Source organism: Streptomyces sp. NPDC057486 (assembly GCF_042802415.1).
Lineage (GTDB): Bacteria > Actinomycetota > Actinomycetes > Streptomycetales > Streptomycetaceae > Streptomyces > Streptomyces yanii.
In genome coordinates, this window is sequence record NZ_JBHVEE010000086.1 from 1 (window position 1) to 25,969 (window position 25,969).

A 25,969-nucleotide genomic window follows, 5' to 3' on the forward strand; every position below is an offset into this window, starting at 1 on the left:
GGCAATCGCGCCGCACCGCCCGTACCGGCGTCTGCTCCGTTTCTGCCCGGTCAGCGTCCTGCCTGCAGCGCCGCCCAGGTGCCGCTGCCGACGATCCCGTCGACCGTCAGCCCGTGGCCGCTCTGATAAGTGCGTACCGCCGTCACCGTTTTCGGACCGAAGCTCCCTTCGGCGTCCACGGTCGTGCCGAGTGCCGCGGTCAGCGAGCGCTGGAGCCGCTTCACGTCCGCACCCGAGTCCCCCTGCTTGAGCGTCGGCACGGCCCCGGCCGACAGCAGCGCCGTCCAGGTGCTCCCGCCGACGATGCCGTCGGCGCGCAGTCCGCGGGCAGTCTGGAACTTCTTGACCGCGTCCAGCGTGGCCGGGCCGAAGCTTCCGTCCACCGCGCCCGCGTCGAAGCCCTGCGCGGTCAACAGCTTCTGCACCGCCGTGACCTGGGCGCCCGTCGATCCGCTCTGCTGGGTGGCGTACGAGGCGAAGGTCAGCCCGTCACTGCTGCTGCCGCTGTCCTCGCCCCCGACGTAGCGCATGTAGCGGGCCCAGTCCCAGTGCGGGCCCGGGTCGGTGTGGTCATTGCCCGCTGCCTCGCTGTGGCCGATGATGTGCGCCCGGTCCTTCGGGATGCCGTACCTGTCGCACAGGGCGCTGGTCAGGGCGGCCGAGGAGCGGTACATCGTGTCCGTGAACCAGGACGGGTCGTCGATGAACCCCTCGTGCTCGATGCCGAGCGCCGAGGCGTTCAAGCCCCGGGCGTGGTAAGCGGTGTCGCTGTTGCGGACCATCTGGGTGATCTGCCCGTCGGAGGATCGGATCACGTAATGGGCGCTCACCTCGGCCGTGGGGTCCTGGAACCAGTTGATCGAGCCCGAGTACGACCCCTGCGTGACATGGATGATCACCTTGCTGATCGGCGCCGACCGGCCCTGGGTGAAGTTGTTCGGGTCGGCCGGGACCCACAGCGCCGACGGGTAGTCGGGGCTCTGGGTGCGTACCTCGCTGTCGGAGAAGGTGCCCTTCTCCGGGGCGACCGGTCGGGCGGTCACCGAGACCCGCTCGCCGCCGGGGACGGTGGTGACGATCCCGTTCTTGAGGAACGTGTAGACGGCGTCGGCGTAGAGGGCGGCGGCGCGGCCCGTCGTGCCGCTGTACTGCGCCACGGCCGGGTACCAGGCGTCGATGTCGTTGCGCTCGTCGCCGTCGAGGCCGATGCGGTCCGCGTACGCGCGCAGCACGGCCGCGCCGCCGAGGATGTTGGCCGCGGTGTCCCGACGGAGCTTCGACAGCGGCGTGCCGGTGAGTGCGGCCGCCTTTTCCAGTGTGCGGTTCCCGGGGTTGCTGACCAGGTGCATCACGCCGTACCCGTTCGCCTGACTGGGGCGCCCGGCGTGGCCGTCGAGGTGCGTCTCGCTGTAGCCGACGGCGGCGAGCAGATCGCGCGGTACGTCGAACTTCCGTGCCGCCTGCGCGAACGCCTGGTTCATGGAGGAGCCGGCGGCGACGGGAGGGGGTGCGGCGAGGACCGGCGTGCCGGTCGCGGCGAGCGCGGTGGCGGTGAGAGCCACCAGCACGGATGCGCGGCCCCTCGTGTGGGCTGCGGCGCGTCTGGGCATACCTGCTCCTGCTGTGTGGGGGAGAAAGAACGGCCCCCGGACCCGAGTGGGGTGGGTCGAGGGCCGCGAAGCGGGCTCAGGCTATCCATGCGTCCAGGGCATGACAATCATTTACCTGCGTGTCGAACTCCCTTTCACTCCAACAGGGTTGACCGGTACGCAGCAAGCCGCCCTGCGACCGTGCAACCGGTCCCCGGACGGATTGACTTGGCGTCAGATATGCGTCGCGCCTCGCTCGCGCTCCGCGACGAGCTGCAGCGCGACATCGGTGATCATGTCTTCCTGACCGCCGACACACCCTGCCTCGCTCACCTTTCGCAGGATCTCGTGCGCCGCGCCGTCGTACCGCGCGCCGGCCCGTTGCGCGTGCAGCAGGAAGCCGGAGTGCACCCCGGCGTACCTCTGCGTGATCGCCGCCCGGTCGGTGTACGGCAGCCGCGGGACGAACGGCCGGGCGACCCCCTCGGCGACGGCCGGCACCTTCTGGGTGTCCACCCCGGTGGGTACGCCCATCTGCTCCAGCACCGGCACCAGGCTCTCGGTCGGCGAATTGCCCGCGCCCGCGCCCAGCGCACAGGGTGCCGTCGATCTGCCGGGCCCCCGCCTGTTACGCCGCAAGGGAGTTCGCCACACCACGGCGCCGCCCTCGCCGGTGTCCCCGATCCGGGAGTCGACGATCTCCAGGACGGGCAGCACGTACGCGATGCCGACGGAGCCGAACCGGCGTGCACCCCTGAGGAGTTCGGGTCGACGAGCGGCTGGACGAACCCGTTCCGCCGCGGCGAGCCGTAGCTGTCGTCGTGCGCCCTCCGGGGATGACGGGACAGTCCCCGGGTCAGACGCTGCGGGAGAGCTCCTCGGCGGCGGCCAGCATGCCGGTGACCGAGGCGCGCGCCACCTCTTCCCGGGTGGTGATCAGGTTGACGCACAGCTGCATCGCCGGATCGGCCGAACGCAGCGGTACGGCAACCCCGAAGGCGCCCGGCTCCACCCGGCCGAACGTCATGGCGTAACCGCGCTCGCGCACCTCGGCGAGCTCGGCCGAATCGTCCGGCGACGGCGCCCGGAACGAGGCCAGCGCCAGACCGGCCGCGCCGACCCCGATCGGGTTGCGGCTGCCGACCCGGTAGGAGAGGTGGTAGTCCACCGACTGCGGCTCCACCACCGCCACCGCCACCGCGTCCTCACCCTCCGCGGCGATCAGCGCGACCGTGGCCCTCAGCTCGTCGGCGGTCCGCCGCAGCACCGGCAGCGACGCCTCCCGGATCCCGGCCGCATAGCCACGCGCCAGCGCGGCGGTGCCGGACCCCGCCCGGTAGCGGCCGTCCGCGCCCCGGAACACCAGCCGGAACTCCGCCAGGGTGGTCAGGATGCGGTACGCGATGGTGCGATGCACGCCCAGGCGGTCCGCCACGTCCTGCACCGCGAGCCCGTGCGGCGTCCCGGCCACCAGCCCGAGCGTGGTCAGGCCCCGAGCCAGGGTCTGGGACCCCGTGGCGCGGGAGGAGGTCTTGTCGGGAACCGGCTTGTCGCTCACCCGGCAATCCTAGGGCGTGTGTCGGAAGTCCCGCCGTCCGCCGGAAGGCCGCCGCCGTCGGCCGGTCCCGTCCCGGCGGGCGCGGCGTCGGCCGTTCCCGGTTCCTACCAGCGGTCGCGGTGGATGACGTCGGCCACCGGGCGCCGCCGCACCGGCCCGAAGTTGCCCTGCGGCCATCCCACCGGAATCGCGGCGAAGGTCTGCATGTCCTCCGGGATGCCGAGGGCTTCCTTCCACTCCTGCTCCAGCATCAGATGCCAGATGGTGATGTTCGCCGCGAGCCCCAGCCCGCGCGCGGCCAACAGGATGTTCTGCACACCCGGGTAGACGCAGGAACCCTCGGCGAGCGCCTGGAACCGCGTCTGCGTGTTCATCATGTGCTCGGTCCCCGCCGGACCGAGCGCCTGCGCGTAGGCCACCAGTCCCTCCTCCTCGATCCGTGGCTCCGGGAACCGGTAACAGGGGACGATCAGCGCGGGCGTGTCGGCGAAGTGGTCACGCTGGTACTCGATCGCGGCGACCATCCGCCCGTAGGCGGCGTCGTCCATGCCCTTCGGCGCGTATTTCCCGGTAGTCGCCAGATAGGCGTCCACGCACCGTTTCCACAGCGGCGCCAGACGGGCCATCACCTCCCGATCCGTCACCACCACGTACTCGTAACACTGCATGTTGCCGCCGCTGGGAGCCCAGACGGCGGCCTGTACGAGCTGCTCCAGCGTCTCCTCCGGCACGGGATCCGTCTTGAGGCGGCGCATGGCGCGCATGGTGGACATCGTTGCGAACAGGGTGGGTCCGTCGGTCGCGGACTCGGCGGTCTGAACCGTTTCGATGGTCATGATCGCGGAGTGTACGGGCGAAGCTCCCGCAGAGGGAGGCCCGTTGGCCGGGGCCGTCCGGTTCCCGTCCGTGCGGAGCCGAGGGATCTCACCGTCGTCGACGGCGCCACCACCTGCGCACCCCGCGCCGTCGGCTCGGCAGCGGCCGCGTCCACGAGCGCGGCGACATCCTTCTGCTCGGCGGAGGACTGCCCGACGACCACAATCCTGGCCCCAGCGACATCCAACGGCGCGTCAGGCCGGACAGCTCCCGCCGTTCGTGCACGTGGGCGGGGCCGGTGATCCCGTCCGTGCTTCCGGTTCATGCCCACACCGTGGACACACCGGTACCCGGGGCGAGCCGGGAGCAGGCCGGTCACGCGGTCGGGATCCATACACGCATGGCTCCGGCCCCCCGGTTCGCCCACACCGCGTACGGCACGGCGGTCAGCTCACCGGCCGTCACCACTGTTACGCCGTCCAGCAGTTCGGGGCGATGCTCGGCCCTGAGCGGAGTGTCCCGGTCGAGGGCCACCGCGTCCAGGCGTCGGGTCTGGTCGGCGGACTCCAGGCAGTACACGAGGGGCCCGCGCTCGATCGCGACACAGCCGCGCACCGCGTCGACGCGCGGGTCGGGGCGGGTCAGCCGCGGTTCCATCGGCAGATCGAGCACGATGGTCTCGCCCGGCTGCCAGTCGCGGCGTACCCGCAGCCAGCCCGCCTCGGCAGCGACGGGCGCACCGTCCAGAGCGGCGCCGGAACACCAGGCGGGGATGCGCAGGGAGAGCGTCCAGGTGCCGGGCCGGACGGCGGTCACGGCGATGCGCCCGTCCCACGGGTAGCCGGTCCGCACCGACACGGGCCCGTAGGTCCCCGTCGCGTACTGGTGCAGCTGTACGCCCTCCCGGCCGGCGTCGGTGCTCGCGACGTAGTGCGGGAGCGAGGCCAGCAGTCGCATCACGTTCGGTGGGCAGCAGGCGCACCGGAACCAGGAGGTGCGGCGAGCGGACTGGTCGTCGCGGTGGCCCTCGTACCCCTCGCGGACCTGGAGCGGGTTGACATACAGCCAGCTGTCCCCGTCGAGCCCCGCACCGGCGAGGAATCCGTTGAAGAGCGTGCGCTCGATCAGATCCGAGTAGCGGGCCTCGCCGGTGAGCAGCGCCAGCCGCCAGCTCCACTGGATGGATGCGATGGCGGCGCACGTCTCGGCGTACGCGCGGTCCGGCGGCAGTTCGTAGGGGTCGCCGAACGACTCCAGCTCGTGCCGGGCGCCGAGTCCGCCCGTGAGGTACGTCTTCGTCGCGACCATGGCGTCCCACAGCCGCACGGACGCGTCCCGCAGGCCGCGGTCGCCGGTCTCCGCGGCGAGATCGGTGGCACCCGCCAGGAGGTAGAGCTGGCGGACCGCGTGCCCGGTGACGGTCTCGGCCTCGCGTACCGGGGTGTGGTCCTGCCAGTAGGCGGCCCCGGGGAAGCTCTTCCCGCCGTCGCCGAGGAGTCCGTGCCCGCGACGCTCCACGAAGTACGCGGCGAGGTCCAGCCAGCGCCGTTCGCCGGTCTCCCGGTGGAGTTCGACGAGCGCGGTCTCGATCCCGGGGTGCCCGCAGACACCGTCGACGCGCCGGTCCGTACCGAAGACGGATTCGATGTGGGCGGCGAACCTCTCGGCAATGGCGAGGAGTTCGCGTCCGCCCGTGGAACGGTGATGGGCCACGGCCGCCTGGATGAGGTGCCCGGCGCAGTAGAGCTCATGGCCCCAGTCCAGCTCCTGCCACCGCAGCCCGGGGCGGGCGACCTGGTAGTACGTCTGCAGATAGCCGTCCGGGTCCTGGGCCGCACCGAGCAGCGCGGTCAGCCGTTCCACATCGGAGGCGAGCCGGCCGTCTCCCGCCGCGTCGAGGTCGGCCAGTTGCCAGGACGCCGCCTCCAGCCACTTGTGGACGTCGGAGTCCTGGAACGGGTAGTCCCCGGTGAAGTCGCCGCCCCCGGTCGCGGCCGCGCGCAGGTTCCCCAGGTTTCCGGCCTCTTCGAGCCTGCGGGGCCCCTGAGGGATGCTCACCTCCGCGTTGGTACGGCGACGGGCGGCCCAGAAGCCGCCGCTGATCCGGGCAGGGGTGACGGGATGCAGCACGGTGTGCGCGGTGCTGCTCGGTCGTATCGGTCCGGCGCTCATGGGCGGCGACGATAGCGATACGACCGGTCGAACAGAGGGGGGCCGCCCGTCGACCGGGCGGCCCCCTCCGGCTTTACGCGATCACTTCGGTGCGTTCACGTCCACGCGCACGACCTGCGGGTCGTGGTCGCTCGCCTGGTCGGCGAACTCCGCGTTGATGTGCACCACGTCGTAGTCGAAGCGGAGCACACCGGGGCTGGTCAGGATGTGGTCCAGCGTCTGCGAGTTGCCCTCGTACACATAGCTGTACTGCTCGCCCGCCGGCAGCGTGGTGATCAGCGGCTTGAGCACCTTGCCGTCGGTCAGCGCGTTCACCGTCGGCGAGAACGCGAAGTCGTTGAGGTCCCCGAGGGTGATGACCTGCGCCGACTTGTCGGCCGCCAGCAGCGACTTGACGAAGGTGTTGACCTCCGTCGCCTGCTTGACGCGCTTCGTCTCCGAGCTGCGCTTCGGCTCCTGGTAGCGGCCGTGCAGGGGCTGGTCACCGCCCTTGGAGGCGAAGTGGTTGCCGATGACGAACACCGTCTTCCCGTGGAAGCGGAACTCGCCGACCAGGGGCTTGCGGCTGTCCGCCCACGCGTCGTTGGTCGGGGAGATGCGGCCGGGCGACGCCGACAGAGTGACGCCCTGCTTCGTCTTGACGGCGGTCACGGGGGTGGTCGCATCGCCGCCCGCGCGGTCCACGAAGTCGACGCGCTCGGGGTTGAAGAGGAAGACGTTACGGATGTTGCCGCCGGGCTCGCCGCCGTCCTTGTTGTTCTCGGGGGCGATGTAGCGCCATGCGTACTGCGGACCGCCCGCCGCGACGATCGCGTCGGTGAACCGCTTGAGCGTCGCCTCGGAGCCGACGGTGCCGTCGTTCACCGCACCGTTGTCGTCCTGGATCTCCTCCAGCGACACGATGTCGGGGGAGGAGAGGTTGACCGCGACGCCCGCGGCGAGCGTGTCGAACTTGGTCTGCTCGTCGTTCGCGTCCAGGTTCTCCACGTTGTACGTGGCGACCGCGAGCTCCTTGTCCTTCTGCTTGCGGGTGACCTCGCGCTTCAGGTGGTGGTCGGTGACCGTGCCCAGCTCGGTCGCCTGGAGGTTGTAGCCGCCGAAGGAGGCGTAGTCCATGACACCGGTGGTGGTACCGGACAGCTCGTCGCCGACGTTCGCGACGGGGAAGGGGCGGGTGGTGTCCAGCGACATCACCTTGATGCGACCGGTGTTCTGGTCGGTGTACGAGGAGTAGAGCGTGCCGCCGCGCTGCGTCGGGTTCTCGTTCGGCTTGACCGTCACCCAGACCTCGTCGTACGCGGTCGTCGCACCCGTGACCCGCGCGTCGGCGATCTGCACACGGGTACCTTCGAGCGACTCGTACAGGTCGAGGGCGTACGTCGTCGGGTCGAGAGCCAGCGCGTCGATCGAACCGCCGCCTGCCGAGGGGGCATACGTGTTCGGCACGGACGCCGCGTCGAGCACGACCGGCGCGGGCAGCGCGTTGCCCGACGAGAGGACCGTGACCCTGGGGGCGGAGATCTCGGTGATCGACTGGGTGGTGCTCGACGGGTAGTACTCGTCCACCTTGCCGCTGACCAGCACGGAATCGCCCACGGAGACGGTCGGTGCGGTGGAGCCGGTGAAGACGAAGACACCTTCGCTGGTGCGGGCGTCCCCGTCCGGCGTGGCGTCCTGGATCCAGAAGCCGCGCGAACCGCTGGTCCGCACGCCGGTCACGATGCCGGGGACGCCGGTCACCGACTGGCCGTTCAGCGGCGAGACGCGGGTGGTGCCCTGGATGTCGTGCACCCGCACGGTGCCGGGCTCGGTCGGGTTGCCGGGGTCGCCGGGGCCCTCTCCGCCGGACGTCTCACCGGCCGCGTTGACCGGTGTCGGGGCGCCCGCGGTCAGGTCGGCGGCGTTGTCGTCGGTGTCGGCGAGCGACGTACCGCGCGCCACGGAGGCGGTGGCGGAGGCACCCGTGGCCGGGCCACTGCCCTCCCGCACGACCGCGGAGCCGTAGCCGACGAGGTCCACGATGCGGGTGTCGGCGGCGCAGTCGGCCGCAGTCTTGCAGGTCAGGGGGGTGGTTCCGGAGACGAGGGCGACGGTGCCGCTGGTCGCGGACATCGCCACGGTGCCGGTCGCGTCCGGGGTGGGCAGGGCGACGGTGCCGCCGGTGCCCGCGGCCTGGGCGACCAGGTAGCGGCCGCCGGGCGCGATGGACCCGGTCAGCGCGGAGACGCCCCAGGTCGAACCTGCGGACGGCGTGCCGGGCAGGTACTGGATGCTGAAGCCCGAGAGGTCGTACGCGGCCGAGCCGGCATTGGCCAGTTCGACGAAGTCGCGGGTGAGCGTCGCACCCGAGTTGCCCCCGCCCCCGTACACCTCGGAGATCACGGCGGTCGAGGACGGGGCCGCGAAAGCGGCAGGCAGCGCGGTCGCCGAGAGGGTCACGGCGACCGCGCCGGCCAGCAGGATGGAACGAGGTTTGGATATGTGCACGGTGAGCTGCCCCTCAAATTGTGATGAGGGGCCACAAGCTATGCGCGTAGACCGGGCTGTGACAAGGCAGCAGAGGTTAATTCCGGAAAACGCTCCGACGACCTCCGGGTCCGCACTCGGGCTCCTCCGCCGGACCGCGAGTTCGCCGACCGTGAAGTCACCGACCGTGAAGTCACCGACCCTGAAGTGGCCGAGGACGGTGCCGAACGCGAAGTGCCCGCCGGTGGGCGGTCCGGGGTTGCGGTGGTCGAAGCGCACTTCGCCGGCGTTCCGGCGGATCAGTAGGTCAGGTCCTCCGGACCGGCTGTCGGTGAGGCGTGCTTGGATGCGGGCTGTCGAGGAGGAGGGGAAGCATGACACGTACGACACCGCCGCGCCCTCGGGATGTGGCCTCGGTCTTTCCGGCCCTGGCGGGCATGGCACGGACGGCCACCCGGCTTCATCCGTCCCCGGGCGATCCCACGGTGCACGAGAGCTCGGTGGGCGGTCCGTTGCTGTGGCCGGCCGACGAGGCCTGGCCGGTCTGCGCCGACGACCATCACCCGCACCGGCTCACGACGTTGGAGGACGTGCGCACACTCCGCCGCATCCTCACGCGGGCGTGGCAGCGGCCCAGGCCGCCGCGGACGAATCTGCTCACCCCCGACGAGCAGGCGGTGGTGGACCGGATCCACGCCGGACACGAGCCGTCGCTGCTCCCGGCGGAGCCCCTGCCGCTGATCGCGCTGGCGCAGCTCTACGCCCGGGACGTTCCCGACCTCCCCTGTCCCGACGGCACGGACATGCTGCAGGTGCTGTGGTGCCCGTTCGCGGAGATCGAGGACTCGCCGTCGGCCGTGCATCTGCGGTGGCGGCAGTCCGGCGGTGTGCGGGACGTCCTCGCCCACCCGCCCGCGCCGGACTTCGTCGGCCTCGACGACTACGTACCTGCCCCGTGTGTCCTGCATCCCGAGCGGGTCGTCGAGTATCCGGCGGCCCATGAGCTGGATCACGCCTTGGCCGAGCGCATATACGCATGGGAGAAGGAGCAGCAACAGGGTGAGGGGCAGGGGCTGAGCTACCGGGGCGATCTGTCGGTCGCCCCGGGCTGGAAGGTCGGCGGCTGGTCCGCCCCCTGGACCTTCTGCGACCCGATGGAGGTCCGCTGCGACTGCGGTGCCCCGGTCGAACCCCTCCTCACCGTCGACAGCAGCGAATGGGACGGCGAGAGCACTGGCTGGCGTCCTGTCGAGGACCGGGACGACACGGGCCGGCCGTCGTATCCCGACCGGGACTGCCCCACGATGGTGAGCGTCGGCCGTGGGTACACGCTCCAGGTCTACCGGTGCACCGTCTCGTACGGTCATCCGCCCGTCACGGCCCTGCAGTAGTCCTGTCGCTGCGGACCCTCGGGTGGATCAGTTCCGGGTGCGCGCGGCGATCAGTACCTCCATGCCGTCCAGGATGCGGTCGAGGCCGAATTCCAGAGCCTGGTCCTGTCCCTGGGTTCCGGAGCGGACCGAGGAGGCCGTCGCCGCGGCCAGGTGCGGGTAGTTTGCGCCGTGGTCCCGCAGCACCGTGCCGAGCGCGGCGAGGAGTTGCGCCTCCGGTGCGCCGGAAGGGGCGGCCGCCCGGCTCTGGAGCGCGATGCCCCGAACATGGCTGGTGAGCAGCACCACCGCGTCCATGCGCTCCGCGCCCGTGAGCCCGGTGCCGTCCAGCGCGGAGAGGGCCCGCTCCATCCAGCCGAGTTCCTTCGGGCCCATCAGGCGCGGGCCGACCGTCGCCTCCAGCAGCCAGGGGTGACGGCGGAGCATCTCGACCAGGCCGTGCGACCAGGCCGTCAGGCGCGCCCGCCAGTCACCCTCCCCACCCTCCGGTGCGTCATCCAGCGCCGTTTCCACCATGACGGCGATCAGTTCCGCCTTGCCGGGCAGGTATCGGTAGAGCGACATCTTCGTCTTGCCGAGCTGTTCCGCGACCCGCTGCATGGACACGGCTCCGAGGCCTTCCGCGTCCGCGATCTCGGTGCCGGTGCGGGCGATGCCGTCCAGGGTGAGTGCGGGTTTGGGTCCGCGCCGGGGCTGTGGTCCGGGTCCCCAGAGCAGGCGCACCAGGTTCGTCGGGTCGTCCGTCACCGCTGTCTCCTTGCCGGGATCAGAAACTGTGTCTATCGTACACAACAAGAAATGGCGTCCGTGGGACGCAATTTGCTTGGATCAACGACCCCCGACACAGGAGCACCTGTCATGTCCCAGAAGGTTCTGATCTCCGGTGCGAGCATCGCGGGCCCCGCGCTCGCCCATTGGCTCGGTGAGTACGGTTTCGACGTCACCGTCGTCGAGGTCGCCCCGGCCCTCCGTGAGGGCGGACAGGCCGTCGACTTCCGCGGCGCGACCCATCTGACCGTCCTGGAGCGCATGGGCATCCTGGACGAGCTCCGGCGGCTGCGGACCGGCGGAAGCCCCATGCGCTTCGTCGACGAGGCAGGCAGGCTCAGGCTCGAACTGCCCGCGGACTTCGCGGGCGGAGACATCGAGGTCCTGCGCGGCGACCTCGCCCGCGTCCTGTACGAGCACAGCCTGCACCGCGCCCGGTACCTCTTCGGGGAATCGATCGCCGCGCTGCACGAGGACGAGGACGGTGTGCGTGTCACCTTCCGCGGCGGTGCGACCCGCACCTTCGACCTGGTCATCGGTGCCGACGGGCTGCACTCCAACGTCAGGCGCCTCGCCTTCGGCCCCGAGGACGCGTACGTGCGCCACCTCGGCCACTACGCCGCCACCTGGAGCCTGCCCAACTACGCCGGCTTCGGCTTCGGCGAGGGGTCCATCGGCTGCAACACCCCGGGGCGTCTCGCCTCCGTCGGCACCGACAACCGCAACCCCGACACCGCTCGCGCCTTCTTCGTCTTCGCCGCCGACCGGCTGGACCACGACCGGCACGACCAGCAGGCGCAGAAGGACCTCATCGTTGAGGCGTTCGCCGGAATCGGCTGGGACGTGCCCCGGCTGCTGGCCACCTTGGAGGACGCCGATGACCTGTATTTCGACTCCATCAGCCGCGCCGACGTGGACACCTGGTCCCGGGGCCGCATCGCCCTCCTCGGTGACGCCGCCTGTGGAGCCACCATCGGCGGCATGGGCACCGGGACCGCGATCGTCGCCGCGTATGTGCTCGCGGGAGAACTGGCCGCCCACCGCGGCGACCACGCCACCGCCTTCGCCCGCTACGAGAGCCTGCTGCGCACCTACGCGCAGGGCTGTCAGAAGAGCGGTGACCGGACCGGCCCCTTCCTCGCCCCCGGCTCCGCGTTCGCGCTGCGCATGCGCAACTGGATGCTCAGCCGTGCGTTCTTCCTCAACTGGATGCTGGAAGAGGGCAGGAAGGTCACGAACATCGAACTGCCCGACTACCGCGCGCACCGGAAGACCGCGCCGTTCGCGCGCTGAAGGAGCCGGTCATACGGCTGCAACACGCGGGCAACACGCGCCGCTGGTAAGGGTGTCCATGATGCGGGCAACGGTTTGACCGGGTTGCGTCAGTCCGGCTACGTTGCGCCACATGCAGCGATCCGCACACCTGACGACACGAGGTCATGTCGACCTCAAGCGTGTGTGCTCCGCCGCGTGTCATCGGTCCTGAGAGCACGGCGCCCACGCGAGCGGCCGCAGGGGTGGACGGACGCCCCGGGACCGGCCCACGGATCTTCGCAGGGCGTTCCTCTCTCCACGGGAGAAGCAGACCATCGCCGACCAACCGTCGGCAGAGGTCTGTCACGCCCTCCTTCGAGGAGTGCACGCATCGCGTCACCTGCCGTCGAGGACCTGGAAGACATGTGAAGAGTCTGTCTGCGCCCGCCCGCCGCCCCACCCCCCTTCTCCGCTCCGACATGCCGCGCTCGGTACCCGCCCGCCGCGTCTCCGGCACCGGGTCCGTACTGGGCGCGATCCTCGACCACGGTCCGGTCGCCAGATCCACCGTGGCCCGGCTCACCGGCCTGTCGCCCGCCTCCGTCACCGGCCACGTCGGCCAGTTGCTGGCTCGCGGACTGGTCAAGGAGCGCGGAGACCTCCGGCCCCCGGGGGCTCGGCATCGGCGAGCAGATGAAGGTCACCGTGATCGCGCTCGGCGTCGCGGTGAGCATGTACATCAACACGTACTCCTCACTGACCGGCATCGACAGCAGGTACGTCGAACTCGCCGAGGGACTCGACCTGAGCCGACTGCAGTTCATCCGCAAGGTCGTCGTCCCCGGCTCGCTGCCCGGCTTCTTCGTCGGACTGCGGCTCGGTGTCACCGCGTCCTGGCTCGGCCTGATCGTCGTCGAGCAGATCAATGCCACCAGCGGCATCGGCTACATGATGTTCCAGGCCCAGCAGTACGCCCAGTCCGACGTGATCATCGTGGGGCTGGTGGCCTACGGGATCTTCGGCTTCGCCTCGGACGCGGCGGTACGCGCAGCCGAGAGGAGGGTCCTGTCATGGCGACGCACACTGGCGGGCTGACCGGCACCCACGAAGTGGCCGCAACCGGCACCGGCCCGGCCACCGCGGTACGGCCGGCGGCGGTTCGGACCCGGAAACTGGTACGCCGATTCGGCGACCGGAACGTCCTCAAGGAACTCGACCTGACCCTGACCCAGGGGGAGTTCACCGCGCTCCTCGGCCGCAGCGGCTCCGGCAAGTCCACCCTCCTGCGGGCCGTCGCCCGCCTCGACCACACCGTCGAGGGCTCCGGCGAACTCACCGTCCCCGACCGGGTCTCCCTCTCCTTCCAGGACTCCCGGCTGCTGCCCTGGCTCCGCGTACTCGACAACGTCGTCCTCGGTCTGCGCGGACCGCAGACGCACGAACGCGGACTGACCGCACTCGCCGAGGTCGGCCTGGAGGGCCGCGACCGGTCCTGGCCCCATGAACTGTCCGGCGGCGAACAGCAACGGGCCGCCCTGGCCCGCGCCCTCGTCCGCGAACCCGAACTCCTGCTGGCCGACGAACCGTTCGGCGCACTCGACGCCCTGACCCGGATCAGGATGCACGGCCTGCTCCGCGAGCTGTACGAGCGGCATCGCCCCGCCGTGCTGCTGGTCACCCATGACGTCGACGAAGCCGTCGAGCTCGCCGACCGGGTGCTGGTCCTGGAGGACGGCCTGATCTCCGTCGACCTCGCCGTCGACCTGCCGGGCCCACGGTCCCGGCGCGACCCCCGGTTCCAGGAGTACCGCGACACCCTGCTCACCGCGCTCGGCGTGACGCAGCCCCGCACCACGCACGAGGAGAAGGAAACCCATGTCCCGCACGCCTGACCGCAAGCCGCTCCACCTCAACGCCTTCCTGATGTCCACCGGCCACCACGAGGCCTCCTGGCGCCTCCCGGAGAGCCCGGCCGAGGCGAACACGGACATCGAGCACTACAAGAACCTCGCCCGGATCGCCGAACGCGGCCGACTCGACTCGCTGTTCCTCGCCGACAGCCCCGTCCTGATGGGCGATCCCGGGCGGCGGCCCGCCGCCAAGCTGGAGCCCACCGTCCTGCTGACCGCGCTCGCCGGGGCCACCGAGCACATCGGCCTCATCGCCACCGCCTCGACCAGTTACAACGAGCCGTACAACCTGGCCCGCAGGTGCAGCGCGCCGAAGCCATCGGCCCGGACGACCTCGACCTCGACGCGGAACTGCCCGAGGACATCCCCACCGAGGACGAGATCGAGGGCGCGAAGAGCCGCTACACCCTCATCGTGGAGCTCGCCAGGCGCGAGAAGCTGACCGTTCGACAGCTGATCGGGCGGCTCGGCGGCGGGCGCGGACACCGCACCTTCGCCGGAACGGCCGAACAGGTCGCCGACACCATCGAGCACTGGTACGACAGCGGCGCGGCGGACGGCTTCAACATCATGCCCGCTGTTCTCCCCTCCGGCCTCGAGGTCTTCGTGGACCGGGTGGTGCCGATCCTCCAGGAACGGGGCCTGTTCCGCACCGAGTACACGGCAAGCACGCTCCGCGGCCACTACGGGCTGCCGCGCCCCGCCAACCGGCTCTTCGAGACCGTCGACCGGAGCGAGGGGCACATCGGCATCGACCTGGCGGAGGCCCGGTGACGGATTGTCCGCCGGCCTCCGACCGGGCCTCTCCAGCCGGTGGGGAAGCGTGGCCGCAACCTCTCCGCGCGGGACGCCGGATACCACCCGGCCGCGCTCACCGACCCCTCGCTGCCTTGCCGATCGGCCGCGCCCGCGTAGCGCCGGTCACGCTCCGGGGACCCGGTCCAGGAAGCCGCTGACCGAGGTGATGCGCCCGTCGTCGTCGAGGGTGACGACGTCGGACCCGGCGGCGGGAGCGGAGCCGTCGGCGGTGGAGACGAGGTCCCAGCTGAAGCGGACGATGTCGTGGTGTCCTTCTGGGGTGCCGGTCAGCTTGAACTCGAAGCCGGGGAACTGCTGATGGGAACCGCTGATCACGGCCACCAACTCGTCGTGGCCCCGCACGGAGGCCAGCGGGTCGGTGTACGTGGCGCCCTCGGTGAAGGCGGCGGCGACGGCCTTCGTCAGTTCCTCGGGGGTGGTCGCGTTCCAGGCGGTGAAGTAGCGCTGAACGGCGTCCTCGTATGCGGTCATCGTGCTGTCCTCCCGGTCACGGTCCCGGCCCTGCGGCCGGGCTCCTGTACGGCTTGTGAGGAACACGATGTCCGACGCGCGAAGAAGCGTCGATTACCTCCCGGGTCATGATCCGGACACCCGGCGGCGTGCGGCGCTCAGGACGCCGTCCGGCCCAGGAACCCCATGAGAATTGCGTTGAGTTCCTCGGCGTGCGTCCACCCGATGTTGTGCGGGCCGCCCGGGATCTCGACAAGACGGCTGTTCTTGATCAGGCCGGGCAGCCGCCGCCCGCAGGAGTCGATGGGCAGGATGCGGTCCGCGTCGCCCTGGACGATCAGCGTCTCCACGTCGATCTTGGGCAGGTCGTCGCGGAAGTCCGTCAGCCAGGCCGGCACGCAGGCCAGCGTGGCGTGCGCCGACGCACCGGCGGCCACCGTCCACTGGAGCCGCAGCGCTTCGTCACTGATCCGGGTGCCACCGAGCTTGTCGACGTTGTTGAAGTCGTGGAGGAAGGTCGTCAGATACGCGGGACGGTCCGAGGCGATGGCGCTCATGATGCCGTCGAAGACGCTCTGGTCGACCCCCTCGGGGTTGTCCCCCGTCTTCAGGAGGAACGGCGGGATCGGGGCGACCAGTACCGCCCGGTCGACCCGCGCGGATCCGTAATTGCCCAGGTAACGGACGACCTCGCCGGTGCCCATGGAGAACCCGACCAGGATGGTGTTCTGCAGGTCGAGCTTCTCCATGACGGCGTTGAGATCCGTGGCGAGAGTGTCGTAGTCGTACCCCGTGGTGGGCTGCGAGGAGCGGCCGAAGCCGCGCCGGTCGTACGTGATCACCCGGTACCCGGCGCGCAGCAGGACCGGGAGCTGCTTCTCCCAGGATGCGCCGCTCAGCGGGAACCCGTGGATCAGGACGACGGGCTGCCCCGTCCCGTGGTCCTCGTAGTACACATGGATGCCGGCGGAGTTCTCCTCGCCAACGGTGATGTACGGCATGGCTCTCCCATCGCACGGCCCGGTCCGGTCGTGGTCCGGGCTCCCGGGCCTCTTTTCGGAGCGTCCCCGGCTCGCCGGGTCCTGCCCGCACTCCCGATGGCGCGCCCGATCCGAAAGAGAGGTCCTAGCCCATTACGCCCCGATTCGGTGGTCCGCGCACTGTCGGCGGCCCTGAGCGGGTTCCTCGCACCGTTTCATGGGATTTTCACGGAGCACCTCTACGGTGGGCGTCGTGACCGAGATGAGCCCTCCCGGCTGGCATACGGACCCCGGGTATACAGGAAAAGGCCCTGTCCAGGAACGCTGGTGGGACGGAAGTCAGTGGACGGATCAGCTCCGGACGCCGCCCGCGGCCGTCCGGCGCCGTCGGATCCGGATCGGCGTCGGCGTCACCGCCGGCGTGGTGGTGCTGGCCGCGATCGCGGGTGGCGCCATCCTGCTGACTGATGGATCCCACAGCTCCGAGAACACCTCCCGTGGTGCCGTGTCGCCGGCGCCCAGTGCCCCCGGGGGACAGAACGGTCAGGGCGGTTCCGGTGGTCCCGGTGGCCGGAGTCCGGCGCCCGACCAGCAGCAACTGCCGTCCGAGGAGGGGTACGCCACGGACGCCAGCAGTGGCATCAGCCTGCCGGTGCCCGACGGCTGGACCGGTCGGTCGGCCCTGATCGGTGCCTCGGTGAGCACGGGATCGTACACGTGTCCGGCGGACGCCTCGCAGAAGTGCGAGCGCGGAGGGGCGTTCGTCGCCCCGGCCCAGGCGCTGAAGATCACGGCGAAGACGGCGGAGGCGGCGGCCAAGGCGGACATCTCCGTCAACGCCACGTCGTCTTACGGCGGCAAGGCCTACGGCGCCATCACCTCGCACGAGCAGCTCAAGTCCGAGGCGGTCACCGTCGCGGGCCGGAAGGGCTATCTGGTGCGCTGGAAGGTGGTCACGAAGAAGGGTGACGACGGCTACGTCCAGTCGCTGGCCTTTGCCTCCCCTCGCTCCGAGGACATGCTGGTTGTCGTACGGTCCGGCTTCGATGTCAGCCCCAAGGCGCCCGCGCTCTCGGTGATGGACGAGATCACCGAGGGGATCAAGGCGGCGGCCGTGACGGGCTCGGGATCAGGCCAGACCGCCTGAAGCGCCTCGGCGGGCACCGGCCCCCGGGAATCCTTCCCCGGGGGCCGGTTCCGCATGTCGGGCGCGCGTCGCAGGGGCAGGCGGCCGTATGCGCGCTCCGGCGACCTGGTGCGCGCCGCGCCGTAGGGGCGGGCGAGGCCGGATGGGCGTCATCCGGGGGCGTCCGGAACTCGCACTCTCTCCGTCGTGCCGGACTCAGCGGGCTCTGGGCCGAACAGGTGAGTCGGAGCAGGGCCACACCGCCACCGCGTGCGCCGTACGCCATCTCTGCGGCCGATCGCCGTCGCGCTGTTCGCCGGCCACCCCGACTTCGACCTCGTCGGCCCGCACCGGGACCCGGATGCCCGACCCCAGGGCCCGGTACGGGCCGTCACGTCACCCGGGTGCTGCGCCGCGGCGGTGCGGCGTGTCCTGAGGCCAGCGGCGAACGCGCCAGTTCGATACAGCCCAGCGCGATGAGAATCAGGGCGACCAGTTCCGGCAGCAGCCACCAGCCGGTGCGCAGTTCCTCGCCGAACAGCGTCACCCCGTACAGGATGCTGATCAGCGCGTCGCCCAGTGTCAGCATCGGTTGGACGGCGACCAGGGTGCCCGCCTGGAGTGCGTTCTGCAGCAGGAACAGCGCACCCACTCCGGCGGCGGCGGTGGCGTACAGCTGCCAGGACGTCATGAGCGCGGTCACCCCGCCGTCATCGAGCCGCCCCATGGCGTCCTTCATCAGTGCGGCGGTGAGCGAGTACCCGCATGCGGCGGCGAGCCCGAGCAGCGCCGCCCGGGGGTTTCCGCGGGTGCTCATCGCGCCGGTGATCAGCGCGGCCTCGAAGATCCCCGTCACGATCAGCGCCGGGACCCAGACCGCGCCGTGCACCGACGTGCTGCCGCCGCCCGGAGCGGCGGAGGCCATGCCGAGGGCCAGCCCCACGGTCACGGCAGCCACGCCGTACCAGACTCCGCGCGGTACCCGGACCCGCATCACGAACCCGGCCAGCAGCAGCGTCGCCGGGAGTTCGATCACGAAGATCGGCTGGACCACCGAGATCGGGCCGGTGGCCAGCGCGACGGCCTGGCAGACGGCGGCGACGATCACCAGCCCGATCCCGGCCAGCCACACCTTCTGGCGCAGCAGATGGCCGATCAGCGAGAGGTGCATCGTCTGCGTGTCGGGTACGGCGAGGGCGGCACGGCGTTGCAGCACGGACGCGGCGCCGTTGCTGAGTGCGGTCAGGATGGCGAACAGGACGCTGATCACCCGTCCATGATGCGGGCGGCCCACGCGTGATCCGGGGTCCTGCCGCTCTGCGGTGCGGCGGCCAAGGAAGGTGCGGCGGCCGAGGGAAGGAAGGAGAAAATGCATTGCGGACGGAAGTTGTCCGCGTGTCCGCGTACCGTGGCGCTCATGGCCGCGAAGACGAACCCCGCCGCACGAGCCGCATCCGCCCGGTCCCCGCTGCTCACGCCCCGCGCACTGGGCCGGGCCACCCTGGCACGCCAACTGCTCCTGCGCCGGAGCCCGATGTCCGCGAAGGAAGCGGTCGGGCATCTCGTCGGGCTCCAGGCGCAGAACACCAAGCCGCCGTACTACCAGCTCTTCGCCCGACTCGAAGGCTTCAACCCGGCCGAGCTCTCCGCGCTGATGGGGTCACGCGAGGTGGTCCGCATCGTCACCCTCCGATCCACCATCCACACCCACACCGCCGACGACGCGCTGACCCTGCGTCCGCTGGTGCAGCCGGCCCGCAGCCGGGAGCTGAAGATTTTCCGGCAGGGACTCGGCGGGGTGGACCTGGACCGGCTCGCGGCGATCGGCAGAGAGCTCGTCGAGGAGCGCCCGCGCACCCTGAAGGAACTGCGCGAGGCACTCCTCGCGCAGTGGCCGGACGCCGACCCGCAGGCCCTGACCGTGGCCGCCCGTTGCACTCTGCCCCTGGTCCAGGTCACCCCGCGCGGGCTCTGGGGCCGGAGCGGACAGGTCGCGCTGACCACCGCCGAGCACTGGCTCGGCCGGCCGTCGGAGCCGACACCCGCGCCCGACGCGACCGTGCTGCGTTACCTCGGCGCCTTCGGACCCGCCTCCGTGAAGGACATGCAGATGTGGGCCGGACTGACCCGGCTGCAGGAGGTCTTCGAACGGCTTCGGCCGCGGCTGATCACCTTCCGCGACGAGCACGGTGTGGAACTCTTCGACCTGCCGGACGCCCCGCGTCCCGACCCGGACACCCCCGCCCCGCCGCGCTTCCTGCCCGAGTTCGACAACGTCCTGCTCGGCCATGCGGACCGTACGCGCGTCATCCCGCCGCGGTTCAAAGGACGCAACGGGAACGGCAATCAGGCATACGGATCCGTGCTCGTCGACGGCCTCCTCGCGGCGATCTGGCGGTTCGGCACGCCCGGACAGAAGCCCGACGGCCAGGGGACCGTCACCGTGCAGGCGCTGGACAGGCTGAGCCCGGCGGAGCGCGAAGCCGTCACGGAGGAGGGGCTGCGGATGCTCGCCACGATGGGACCCGCGGACCCGGCCGCGCACGACGTCCGGTTCGCCCCCTTCGTCGACTTCGGGGACTGACCGGGAGCGTGACTCGGCTCCTCTCAGTCGGCGCGGCCCGTTGCCGCCACCGTCACGCCCAGACCGATCATCGCGAAGCCACCCGCCCCGCCGATCACCGACAGCCGCCTGTCCGACCGGGCGAACCAGCTCCGGGCCGCCGACGCGCCGAGCCCCCAGAGGGTGTCCGTCACCAGCCCGATCGCGATCGGCACCAGCCCCAACAGCAGCATCTGGGCCGGGAGATGACCGGTCGACGGGTCCACGAACTGGGGGAGTACCGCGGCGAAGAAGACAATGCCCTTGGGGTTGGTGACGCCGACGACCACACCGTCCATCACCGTTCGCAGATCACCGCGCGCGGGCCGCCGGGGCGACGCCTCGACAGCCCCCGGCCTCAGCTCCTTGCGGTGCCGGAACGCCTGCACGCCCAGGAGGACCAGATACGCCGCACCCGCCAGCTTCACGGTCATGAAGACCACCACCGAGCGTTCGACCAGCGAACCGACGCCCAGCGCGACCGCCACGACCAGGACGTACGAACCGGCGACATTGCCCAGCACCGTGGCCAGCGCGGTGCGGCGGCCGTGGGCCAGGGCCCGGCCGATCACGAAGAGGACGCTCGGCCCCGGGATCACGATCACCAGCAGGGACATCGCCGCGAAGACAAGATATTGATGCGTGGACACCATGTCCGTCACCCCCTGGCGCCGACCGTACGGCAGACACCCCGGCGGACGTCAGGCGTGCGACCGAGGCGAACACCCGGCGCGCGCTACGGCAGGAGCCCCGCCCGGCGCGCCGCCACGACCGCTTCCAGCCGGGTGTGCGCCCCCAGCTTCCGCATCGCCGCGCGCAGATACCCCTTCACGGTCTCCGGCCGCAGCCCGAGCCGGTCGGCCGCCACCGCATTCGTCGCGCCCGCGGCCACACAGGCGAGGACATCGATCTCGCGCGGCGCCAGCTGCACCCCGCGGGCGCCCGGCACCGATGTCCCGGACGCCGAGGCCAGCAGCCCGCACACCGAGAGGAGTTCCTCCCGAAGCGCCGGGTCGGCCACCTTCGGGACCAGAGCGCGCAGCTCGCGGTGCGCCTCGCGGACGTCCTCCCACGCACCCGGCGCCGCCCGCGGGTCCGTCACCTGGTCCCGGGTGACGGCCATGAGCTGCTGCACCTCGTCGCGCACGGCGAGCGCCTGTTCCACGTCGCGGGCCGCCGCGACGGCCGCGTCGAACGTACGGTCCCCGAGGGTGAGGGGCTCACGCAGCGCCCCGTACAGCACGCCCCGCACCTTGCGGCGTACGACGACGGGCACCGCGACCACCGAGCGCAGCCCCTCCGCGGCGACCGCGGTGTCGTACTCGTGGCTGATGTGCCGCGACGACGGGTAGTCGGTCACCGCGCACGGCCGGGACAGGGCGATCGACTTGCCGCCGAGTCCGCTGCCCGCAGTGATGACGAGGCCGCGCAGCGCCGTGGTCTGCGCCCCGTTCAGCTCCGCGATCCGGGCGTGACGCGCATCCGACAGCAGTCCGCCGAACGCCACGGGCAGCCCGCTCGCCCGGCGCAACCGCAGGAGGGCCGCTTGCATCTCGACCGCATCGACCGGCTCCGGCACGCTGTCGCCTCTCTGCCCCGCCCGCGTCACCCCCGTTCGGGGGTGGTGAGACCTGGGTCACTGTTTACATGATGTTAAGGGACCGGTCCGGTCCGCAATAAGGAGGGCACATGTCGGCAACCAGCGCGACGGAGACGTTCCGGGCCGCCCGGGACTTTCTGCTGCAGCATCGCGAGGACTATGCGACGGCGTACGAGGGCTTCCGCTGGCCCCGGGCCGACCGTTTCAACTGGGCACTGGACTGGTTCGACGTCATCGCGCAGAACAACGACCGCACCGCCCTGCACATCGTGGAGGAGGACGGCCGCCGCACCGAGGTGTCCTTCGCCGCGATGTCCGCCCGCTCCAACCGGGCCGCGAACTGGCTCCGTGCCCAAGGGGTACGCGCCGGCGACCGGATCCTCGTCATGCTCGGCAACCAGGTCGAACTGTGGGAGACGGCCCTCGCCGCGATGAAGCTGCGCGCCGTCGTCATCCCCGCCACCCCGCTCCTCGGCCCCGTCGACCTGCGCGACCGGGTGGAGCGCGGCCGGGTCCGACATGTGATCGTGCGGGACGCGGACGCCGTCAAGTTCGACGAGGTGCCCGGCGACTACGCCCGGATCGCCGTCGGCGAGGACGTACCGGGCTGGCTCCCGTACACCGGCGCCGACGAGCAGCCGGAGAGCTTCGAGACGGACCGGGAGACCGACGCCGACGAGCCGCTGATGCTGTACTTCACCTCCGGCACGACCGCCAGCCCCAAACTGGTCGAGCACACCCATGTCTCGTACCCCGTGGGTCACTTGTCGACGATGTACTGGATCGGTCTCAAGCCCGGGGACGTCCACCTCAACATCTCGTCACCGGGCTGGGCCAAGCACGCCTGGTCGAACCTCTTCGCCCCGTGGAGCGCCGAGGCCACCGTCTTCATCTTCAACTACACCCGGTTCGACGCGGGCCGCCTGATGGCCGAGATGGACCGCTCGGGCGTCACCAGCTTCTGTGCCCCGCCCACCGTCTGGCGGATGCTGATCCAGGCCGACCTCTCCCAGCTGAGCACCCCGCCGCGCGAGGTCGTCGCCGCCGGAGAGCCACTGAACCCCGAGGTCATCGAGACGGTCCGGCGCGAGTGGGGCGTCACGATCCGGGACGGCTTCGGCCAGACCGAGACCGCCGTACAGGTGGCCAACACCCCCGGCCAGGTACTGAAGGCCGGTTCGATGGGACGGCCCAGTCCCGGCTTCAAGGTCGAGCTCCTCGACCCGGTCACCGGTGAGCCCGGTGCGACCGAGGGCGAGATCTCCCTCGACCTGTCGTACCGCCCGGTCGGCCTGATGACCGGCTACCACGGTGACCCGGACCGTACCGCCGAGGCGATGGCCGGCGGCTACTACCGCACCGGCGACATCGGTTCCCGCGACGAGGACGGCTACATCACCTATGTCGGCCGCGCCGACGATGTGTTCAAGGCGTCCGACTACAAGATCTCGCCGTTCGAGCTGGAGAGCGCGCTGCTGGAGCACGAGGCGGTCGCCGAGGCCGCGGTCGTGCCCGCACCGGACCCGGTCCGGCTCGCCGTCCCGAAGGCGTACGTCGTCCTGGCGGAGGGCTGGGAGCCCGGCCCGGACACGGCGAAGGTGCTGTTCGCGCACTCGCGGGCGGTCCTCGCCCCGTACAAGCGGATCCGCCGGCTGGAGTTCGCCGAGCTGCCGAAGACCGTCTCCGGGAAGATCCGCCGGATCGAGCTGCGCGAGCGCACGGCCCAGGGCACCGGCACCGAATACGACGAGGGGGATCTGCGATGACCGGACGGACCGGGCTGTCCTACGCCCACGGCACCGGCACCACCGCTCTGCTCGGCGACACCATCGGGCGCAATCTCGACCGTGCGATCGAGGCGTACCCGGAGCGTGAGGCGCTGGTCGACGTCGTCTCGGGGCGGCGCTGGACGTACACCGAATTCGGCGCGGCGGTCGACGAGCTGGCGCGCGGGTTGATGGGCTCCGGGGTGGCCAGGGGCGACCGCGTCGGAATCTGGGCGATCAACTGCCCCGAGTGGGTGCTCGTCCAGTACGCCACCGCCCGCATCGGCGCGATCATGGTCAACATCAACCCGGCCTACCGGGCGCACGAGCTGCAGTACGTGCTCGGCCAGGCAGGGATCTCGATCCTGATCTCTTCGCTCGCCCACCGCACCAGCGACTACCGCGCCCTCGTCGGCCAGGTCCGGGCGGAGTGCCCCGCCCTGCGGTCCGTGCACTACATCGGCGATCCGTCCTGGGACGAGCTGACGGCAGCAGCCGGATCGGTCACGGCCGAGCAACTGGCTGCACGGGAAGCCGAGTTGTCCTGCGACGATCCGATCAACATCCAGTACACCTCGGGCACGACCGGCTTCCCCAAGGGAGCCACTCTCTCCCACCACAACATCCTCAACAACGGCTACTTCGTCGGGGAGTTGGTCGCCTACACCGAGCAGGACCGGGTCTGTCTGCCCGTCCCCTTCTACCACTGCTTCGGCATGGTGATGGGCAACCTCGGCATCACTTCGCACGGCGCCTGCATCGTGATTCCGGCTCCGTCCTTCGAGCCCGCCGCCGTCCTCGCCGCCGTCCAGCAGGAGCGCTGCACCTCCCTCTACGGCGTTCCCACCATGTTCATCGCCGAGCTCAACCTCCCCGACTTCGCTTCGTACGATCTCTCGTCGTTGCGCACCGGGATCATGGCCGGATCGCCTTGCCCGGTCGAGGTCATGAAGAGGGTCGTCGCCGAGATGCACATGGACGAGGTGTCCATCTGTTACGGCATGACGGAGACCTCTCCGGTCTCCACCCAGACCCGCCGAGACGACGACCTGGAGCGCCGCACCGGCACGGTCGGCCGCGTCATGCCGCACATCGAGGTGAAGGTCGTCGACCCGGCCACCGGCGTGACCGTGGAACGCGGGGAGGCGGGCGAGCTCTGCACCCGTGGCTACAGCGTGATGCTCGGCTACTGGGAGCAGCCCGAGCGGACCGCCGAGGTGATCGACGCGGGGCGCTGGATGCACACCGGCGACCTCGCGATGATGCGCGAGGACGGCTACGTGCAGATAGTCGGCCGGATCAAGGACATGATCATCCGCGGTGGTGAGAACGTGTATCCGCGGGAGATCGAGGAATTCCTCTACGGCCACCCGAAGGTCGCGGACGTGCAGGTGGTGGGTGTACCGGACGCCACGTACGGCGAGGAGATCCTGGCCTGTGTCATCCCCAGGGACCCGGCGGACCCGCCGAGCCTGGACGAGGTCACGGAGTACTGCCGCGAGCAGCTTGCGCACTACAAGATCCCGCGGAGGCTGCAGATCCTGGAGGTCTTCCCGATGACGGTCAGCGGGAAGGTCCGGAAGATCGAACTACGGGAGAGCTACGGATAGTCGGTGAGGCGGGAGGCGGTGCCCGGGGCGGTCAGGCGGCTTCGATGATGTCGCCGGCAGCGCCGCGGGTCGCCGCCGCCCACTCGATGAGCAGTACCTCGTACGCCGCGGACTCCACGGACGACCAGTCCTGCCCGGCTCGCGCGTCCACCAGCGCACGGATCGCCTCGTTCGCCTCGACGGCGGACGGGTGTGTCGGCTGTGTGTCGGAAGAGGGGGAGTGCCGTGGAATTAAGACCATGCGCGCCATCTTACGGCCGCCCACTGACACAGCCCGAACAATTGTGGCCCCAGGCGCGAACGTGACCGATTGCACTCGCTGTCGCCGACCGGTTCCGCTTCGGGGTCAGGAGGCTTGACGCCGGGTCAGAGTTCGCGTCTCATGCAGACCCTGGGCCAGCGGTCCAGGCCGTGTTCCGCCTCCTCCGCCCTGATCTTCCGCAGCCCGTCGGTGAGTTCGGACTCCGCGAGCGTACGGAAGCCGAGGCGCGTGTAGTACGGCGCGTTCCACGGGACATGGGAGAACGTCGTCAGGGTGAGGGCGACGAGCCGCCGGTCGCCCGCCCAGCCGGCCAGGTGGTCGATGAGCGCGCGGCCCACGCCGCGCCGGGCGGCCGACGGATGGACCGAGACCTGCTCGACATGGGCCGCGCCGTCGACTTCGTCGGCGATCAGATAGCCGACGGGGCGGTCGTCGGATGCGATGGCCACCCAGGCGCGGCCGGCCCTGCGGTAGTCGTCCAGCAGGTCGAGGGGTGGCGGGTCGTCGTCCGAGACGGCGGACATGCCGAGGGTGCGGAACGGTTCGCCGGCGGCGCGTTCGATGCCCTGGAGCAGCGGGAGATCGGAGCGGCGTGCGGGACGGATGCGCATGCCGCCAGTATGGCGCCGGCGGCCGGTGCGGGGGCAGGGGCCCGGATTACCGGCCCGCGGTACCGGGGCCGACCGGGCGCCGTCCCGGGGTGCGGGTGTGGTGCGTCGGCGTGAGGATCGGAGTACGGGTGGTGGCCCGGCAGCGTCCCGGCCCTGTCGCCGGTTCTCCCTTCCGGCGCTTCCTGGACCGCCCCCGGCCCAGCCGCCAGGGACTGGAGG

Annotated in this window: 21 protein-coding genes and 2 pseudogenes; 9 read left to right on the forward strand and 14 right to left on the reverse strand. The window is 70.9% G+C overall.

Annotated features, from left to right (window positions below):
- Positions 1–50: 50 nt before the first annotated feature.
- The 6 genes from ACFU6I_RS31575 to ACFU6I_RS31600 all read right to left on the reverse strand — a co-directional run bounded on the left by ACFU6I_RS31575 (position 51) and on the right by ACFU6I_RS31600 (position 8,622).
- Positions 51–1,610 carry a peptidoglycan-binding protein gene (locus tag ACFU6I_RS31575; protein ID WP_384372817.1) on the reverse strand — a complete coding sequence of 520 codons (1,560 nt, stop codon included), beginning with the start codon at positions 1,608–1,610 and terminating at the stop codon, positions 51–53.
- 213 nt (positions 1,611–1,823) lie between these two features.
- Positions 1,824–2,306 carry a hypothetical protein gene (locus tag ACFU6I_RS31580; protein WP_384372819.1) on the reverse strand — a complete coding sequence of 161 codons (483 nt, stop codon included), beginning with the start codon at positions 2,304–2,306 and terminating at the stop codon, positions 1,824–1,826.
- A 139-nt stretch (positions 2,307–2,445) separates the two neighbouring features.
- Positions 2,446–3,147, reverse strand: coding sequence for an IclR family transcriptional regulator (locus ACFU6I_RS31585; protein WP_384372821.1), 702 nt, complete (start codon positions 3,145–3,147; stop codon positions 2,446–2,448).
- A 104-nt stretch (positions 3,148–3,251) separates the two neighbouring features.
- On the reverse strand, positions 3,252–3,983 hold the full coding sequence (locus ACFU6I_RS31590; protein ID WP_384372823.1) for a nitroreductase family protein: 732 nt from the start codon (positions 3,981–3,983) through the stop codon (positions 3,252–3,254).
- Positions 3,984–4,338: 355 nt separating this feature from the next.
- Positions 4,339–6,135 carry a glycoside hydrolase family 127 protein gene (locus ACFU6I_RS31595; protein ID WP_384372825.1) on the reverse strand — a complete coding sequence of 599 codons (1,797 nt, stop codon included), beginning with the start codon at positions 6,133–6,135 and terminating at the stop codon, positions 4,339–4,341.
- An 81-nt stretch (positions 6,136–6,216) separates the two neighbouring features.
- Positions 6,217–8,622 carry a lamin tail domain-containing protein gene (locus tag ACFU6I_RS31600; RefSeq protein ID WP_384372827.1) on the reverse strand — a complete coding sequence of 802 codons (2,406 nt, stop codon included), beginning with the start codon at positions 8,620–8,622 and terminating at the stop codon, positions 6,217–6,219.
- A gap of 353 nt (positions 8,623–8,975) precedes the next feature.
- Here ACFU6I_RS31600 and ACFU6I_RS31605 point away from each other — a divergent pair, with 353 nt between their 5' ends.
- Positions 8,976–9,992 (forward strand): hypothetical protein, encoded by a 1,017-nt coding sequence (locus ACFU6I_RS31605; protein ID WP_384372829.1) that lies wholly within the window; start codon positions 8,976–8,978, stop codon positions 9,990–9,992.
- Between the two features lie 27 nt (positions 9,993–10,019).
- Here the strand turns inward: ACFU6I_RS31605 and ACFU6I_RS31610 are convergent, their stop codons facing one another.
- A complete protein-coding gene (locus ACFU6I_RS31610) occupies positions 10,020–10,739 on the reverse strand; it encodes a TetR/AcrR family transcriptional regulator (protein WP_384372831.1) in 720 nt (239 codons plus the stop codon).
- Between the two features lie 111 nt (positions 10,740–10,850).
- On the opposite strand from ACFU6I_RS31610, the gene ACFU6I_RS31615 reads away from it, so the two are divergent.
- The 4 genes and pseudogenes from ACFU6I_RS31615 (at position 10,851) to ACFU6I_RS31630 (ending at position 14,698) form a co-directional block, all read left to right on the forward strand.
- Positions 10,851–12,053, forward strand: coding sequence for an FAD-dependent monooxygenase (locus ACFU6I_RS31615; protein WP_384372833.1), 1,203 nt, complete (start codon positions 10,851–10,853; stop codon positions 12,051–12,053).
- A gap of 636 nt (positions 12,054–12,689) precedes the next feature.
- Positions 12,690–13,109: pseudogene (locus ACFU6I_RS31620) on the forward strand (ABC transporter permease); the annotation flags it as partial.
- The gene (locus ACFU6I_RS31625; protein WP_384372835.1) at positions 13,085–13,906 is read left to right on the forward strand and encodes an ABC transporter ATP-binding protein; all 822 of its coding nucleotides are present in this window, start codon (positions 13,085–13,087) and stop codon (positions 13,904–13,906) included. The pseudogene ACFU6I_RS31620 and the gene ACFU6I_RS31625, both read left to right, overlap by 25 nt.
- Positions 13,890–14,698 (forward strand): annotated as a pseudogene (locus ACFU6I_RS31630) (hypothetical protein). The gene ACFU6I_RS31625 and the pseudogene ACFU6I_RS31630 overlap by 17 nt, the downstream one beginning before the upstream one ends.
- A gap of 147 nt (positions 14,699–14,845) precedes the next feature.
- Here ACFU6I_RS31630 and ACFU6I_RS31635 read toward each other — a convergent pair.
- Together ACFU6I_RS31635 and ACFU6I_RS31640 are read right to left on the reverse strand one after the other, a co-directional pair.
- A complete protein-coding gene (locus tag ACFU6I_RS31635) occupies positions 14,846–15,214 on the reverse strand; it encodes a nuclear transport factor 2 family protein (protein WP_384372837.1) in 369 nt (122 codons plus the stop codon).
- A gap of 137 nt (positions 15,215–15,351) precedes the next feature.
- Positions 15,352–16,194 (reverse strand): alpha/beta fold hydrolase, encoded by an 843-nt coding sequence (locus ACFU6I_RS31640; protein WP_384372839.1) that lies wholly within the window; start codon positions 16,192–16,194, stop codon positions 15,352–15,354.
- A gap of 232 nt (positions 16,195–16,426) precedes the next feature.
- On the opposite strand from ACFU6I_RS31640, the gene ACFU6I_RS31645 reads away from it, so the two are divergent.
- Positions 16,427–17,320, forward strand: coding sequence for a DUF2510 domain-containing protein (locus ACFU6I_RS31645; protein WP_384372841.1), 894 nt, complete (start codon positions 16,427–16,429; stop codon positions 17,318–17,320).
- Between the two features lie 370 nt (positions 17,321–17,690).
- On the opposite strand, the gene ACFU6I_RS31650 is transcribed toward ACFU6I_RS31645, so the two are convergent.
- Positions 17,691–18,569 carry a DMT family transporter gene (locus ACFU6I_RS31650; protein ID WP_384372843.1) on the reverse strand — a complete coding sequence of 293 codons (879 nt, stop codon included), beginning with the start codon at positions 18,567–18,569 and terminating at the stop codon, positions 17,691–17,693.
- A gap of 147 nt (positions 18,570–18,716) precedes the next feature.
- On the opposite strand from ACFU6I_RS31650, the gene ACFU6I_RS31655 reads away from it, so the two are divergent.
- Positions 18,717–19,883 (forward strand): winged helix DNA-binding domain-containing protein, encoded by a 1,167-nt coding sequence (locus ACFU6I_RS31655; protein ID WP_384372845.1) that lies wholly within the window; start codon positions 18,717–18,719, stop codon positions 19,881–19,883.
- Between the two features lie 23 nt (positions 19,884–19,906).
- Here the strand turns inward: ACFU6I_RS31655 and ACFU6I_RS31660 are convergent, their stop codons facing one another.
- Both ACFU6I_RS31660 and ACFU6I_RS31665 read right to left on the reverse strand, forming a co-directional pair.
- Positions 19,907–20,554: a LysE family translocator gene (locus ACFU6I_RS31660; RefSeq protein WP_384372847.1), complete on the reverse strand. Its 648-nt coding sequence runs from the start codon at positions 20,552–20,554 to the stop codon at positions 19,907–19,909.
- Positions 20,555–20,637: 83 nt separating this feature from the next.
- Positions 20,638–21,480 carry a response regulator transcription factor gene (locus tag ACFU6I_RS31665; RefSeq protein WP_384372849.1) on the reverse strand — a complete coding sequence of 281 codons (843 nt, stop codon included), beginning with the start codon at positions 21,478–21,480 and terminating at the stop codon, positions 20,638–20,640.
- A 110-nt stretch (positions 21,481–21,590) separates the two neighbouring features.
- On the opposite strand from ACFU6I_RS31665, the gene ACFU6I_RS31670 reads away from it, so the two are divergent.
- Entirely contained in the window at positions 21,591–23,267 is a 1,677-nt protein-coding gene (locus ACFU6I_RS31670) for an AMP-binding protein (protein WP_384372851.1), read from the forward strand.
- A complete protein-coding gene (locus tag ACFU6I_RS31675; protein WP_384372853.1) occupies positions 23,264–24,877 on the forward strand; it encodes an AMP-binding protein in 1,614 nt (537 codons plus the stop codon). The genes ACFU6I_RS31670 and ACFU6I_RS31675 overlap by 4 nt, the downstream gene beginning before the upstream one ends.
- 31 nt (positions 24,878–24,908) lie before the next feature.
- On the opposite strand, the gene ACFU6I_RS31680 is transcribed toward ACFU6I_RS31675, so the two are convergent.
- Positions 24,909–25,118 (reverse strand): hypothetical protein, encoded by a 210-nt coding sequence (locus tag ACFU6I_RS31680; protein ID WP_384372854.1) that lies wholly within the window; start codon positions 25,116–25,118, stop codon positions 24,909–24,911.
- 125 nt (positions 25,119–25,243) lie between these two features.
- Positions 25,244–25,750: a GNAT family N-acetyltransferase gene (locus ACFU6I_RS31685; RefSeq protein WP_384372856.1), complete on the reverse strand. Its 507-nt coding sequence runs from the start codon at positions 25,748–25,750 to the stop codon at positions 25,244–25,246.
- Positions 25,751–25,969 lie beyond the last annotated feature (219 nt).

Bases quoted from the DNA above. Each gene is read 5' to 3' on its own strand.
- ACFU6I_RS31575 (WP_384372817.1), bottom strand. From the start codon at position 1,610: ATGCCCAGACGCGCCGCAGCCCACACGAGGGGCCGCGCATCCGTGCTG.
- ACFU6I_RS31590 (WP_384372823.1), bottom strand. From the start codon at position 3,983: ATGACCATCGAAACGGTTCAGACCGCCGAGTCCGCGACCGACGGACCC.
- ACFU6I_RS31595 (WP_384372825.1), bottom strand. From the start codon at position 6,135: ATGAGCGCCGGACCGATACGACCGAGCAGCACCGCGCACACCGTGCTG.
- ACFU6I_RS31605 (WP_384372829.1), top strand. From the start codon at position 8,976: ATGACACGTACGACACCGCCGCGCCCTCGGGATGTGGCCTCGGTCTTT.
- ACFU6I_RS31615 (WP_384372833.1), top strand. From the start codon at position 10,851: ATGTCCCAGAAGGTTCTGATCTCCGGTGCGAGCATCGCGGGCCCCGCG.
- ACFU6I_RS31625 (WP_384372835.1), top strand. From the start codon at position 13,085: ATGGCGACGCACACTGGCGGGCTGACCGGCACCCACGAAGTGGCCGCA.
- ACFU6I_RS31635 (WP_384372837.1), bottom strand. From the start codon at position 15,214: ATGACCGCATACGAGGACGCCGTTCAGCGCTACTTCACCGCCTGGAAC.
- ACFU6I_RS31640 (WP_384372839.1), bottom strand. From the start codon at position 16,194: ATGCCGTACATCACCGTTGGCGAGGAGAACTCCGCCGGCATCCATGTG.
- ACFU6I_RS31655 (WP_384372845.1), top strand. From the start codon at position 18,717: ATGGCCGCGAAGACGAACCCCGCCGCACGAGCCGCATCCGCCCGGTCC.
- ACFU6I_RS31660 (WP_384372847.1), bottom strand. From the start codon at position 20,554: ATGGTGTCCACGCATCAATATCTTGTCTTCGCGGCGATGTCCCTGCTG.
- ACFU6I_RS31670 (WP_384372851.1), top strand. From the start codon at position 21,591: ATGTCGGCAACCAGCGCGACGGAGACGTTCCGGGCCGCCCGGGACTTT.
- ACFU6I_RS31675 (WP_384372853.1), top strand. From the start codon at position 23,264: ATGACCGGACGGACCGGGCTGTCCTACGCCCACGGCACCGGCACCACC.
- ACFU6I_RS31680 (WP_384372854.1), bottom strand. From the start codon at position 25,118: ATGGTCTTAATTCCACGGCACTCCCCCTCTTCCGACACACAGCCGACA.
- ACFU6I_RS31685 (WP_384372856.1), bottom strand. From the start codon at position 25,750: ATGCGCATCCGTCCCGCACGCCGCTCCGATCTCCCGCTGCTCCAGGGC.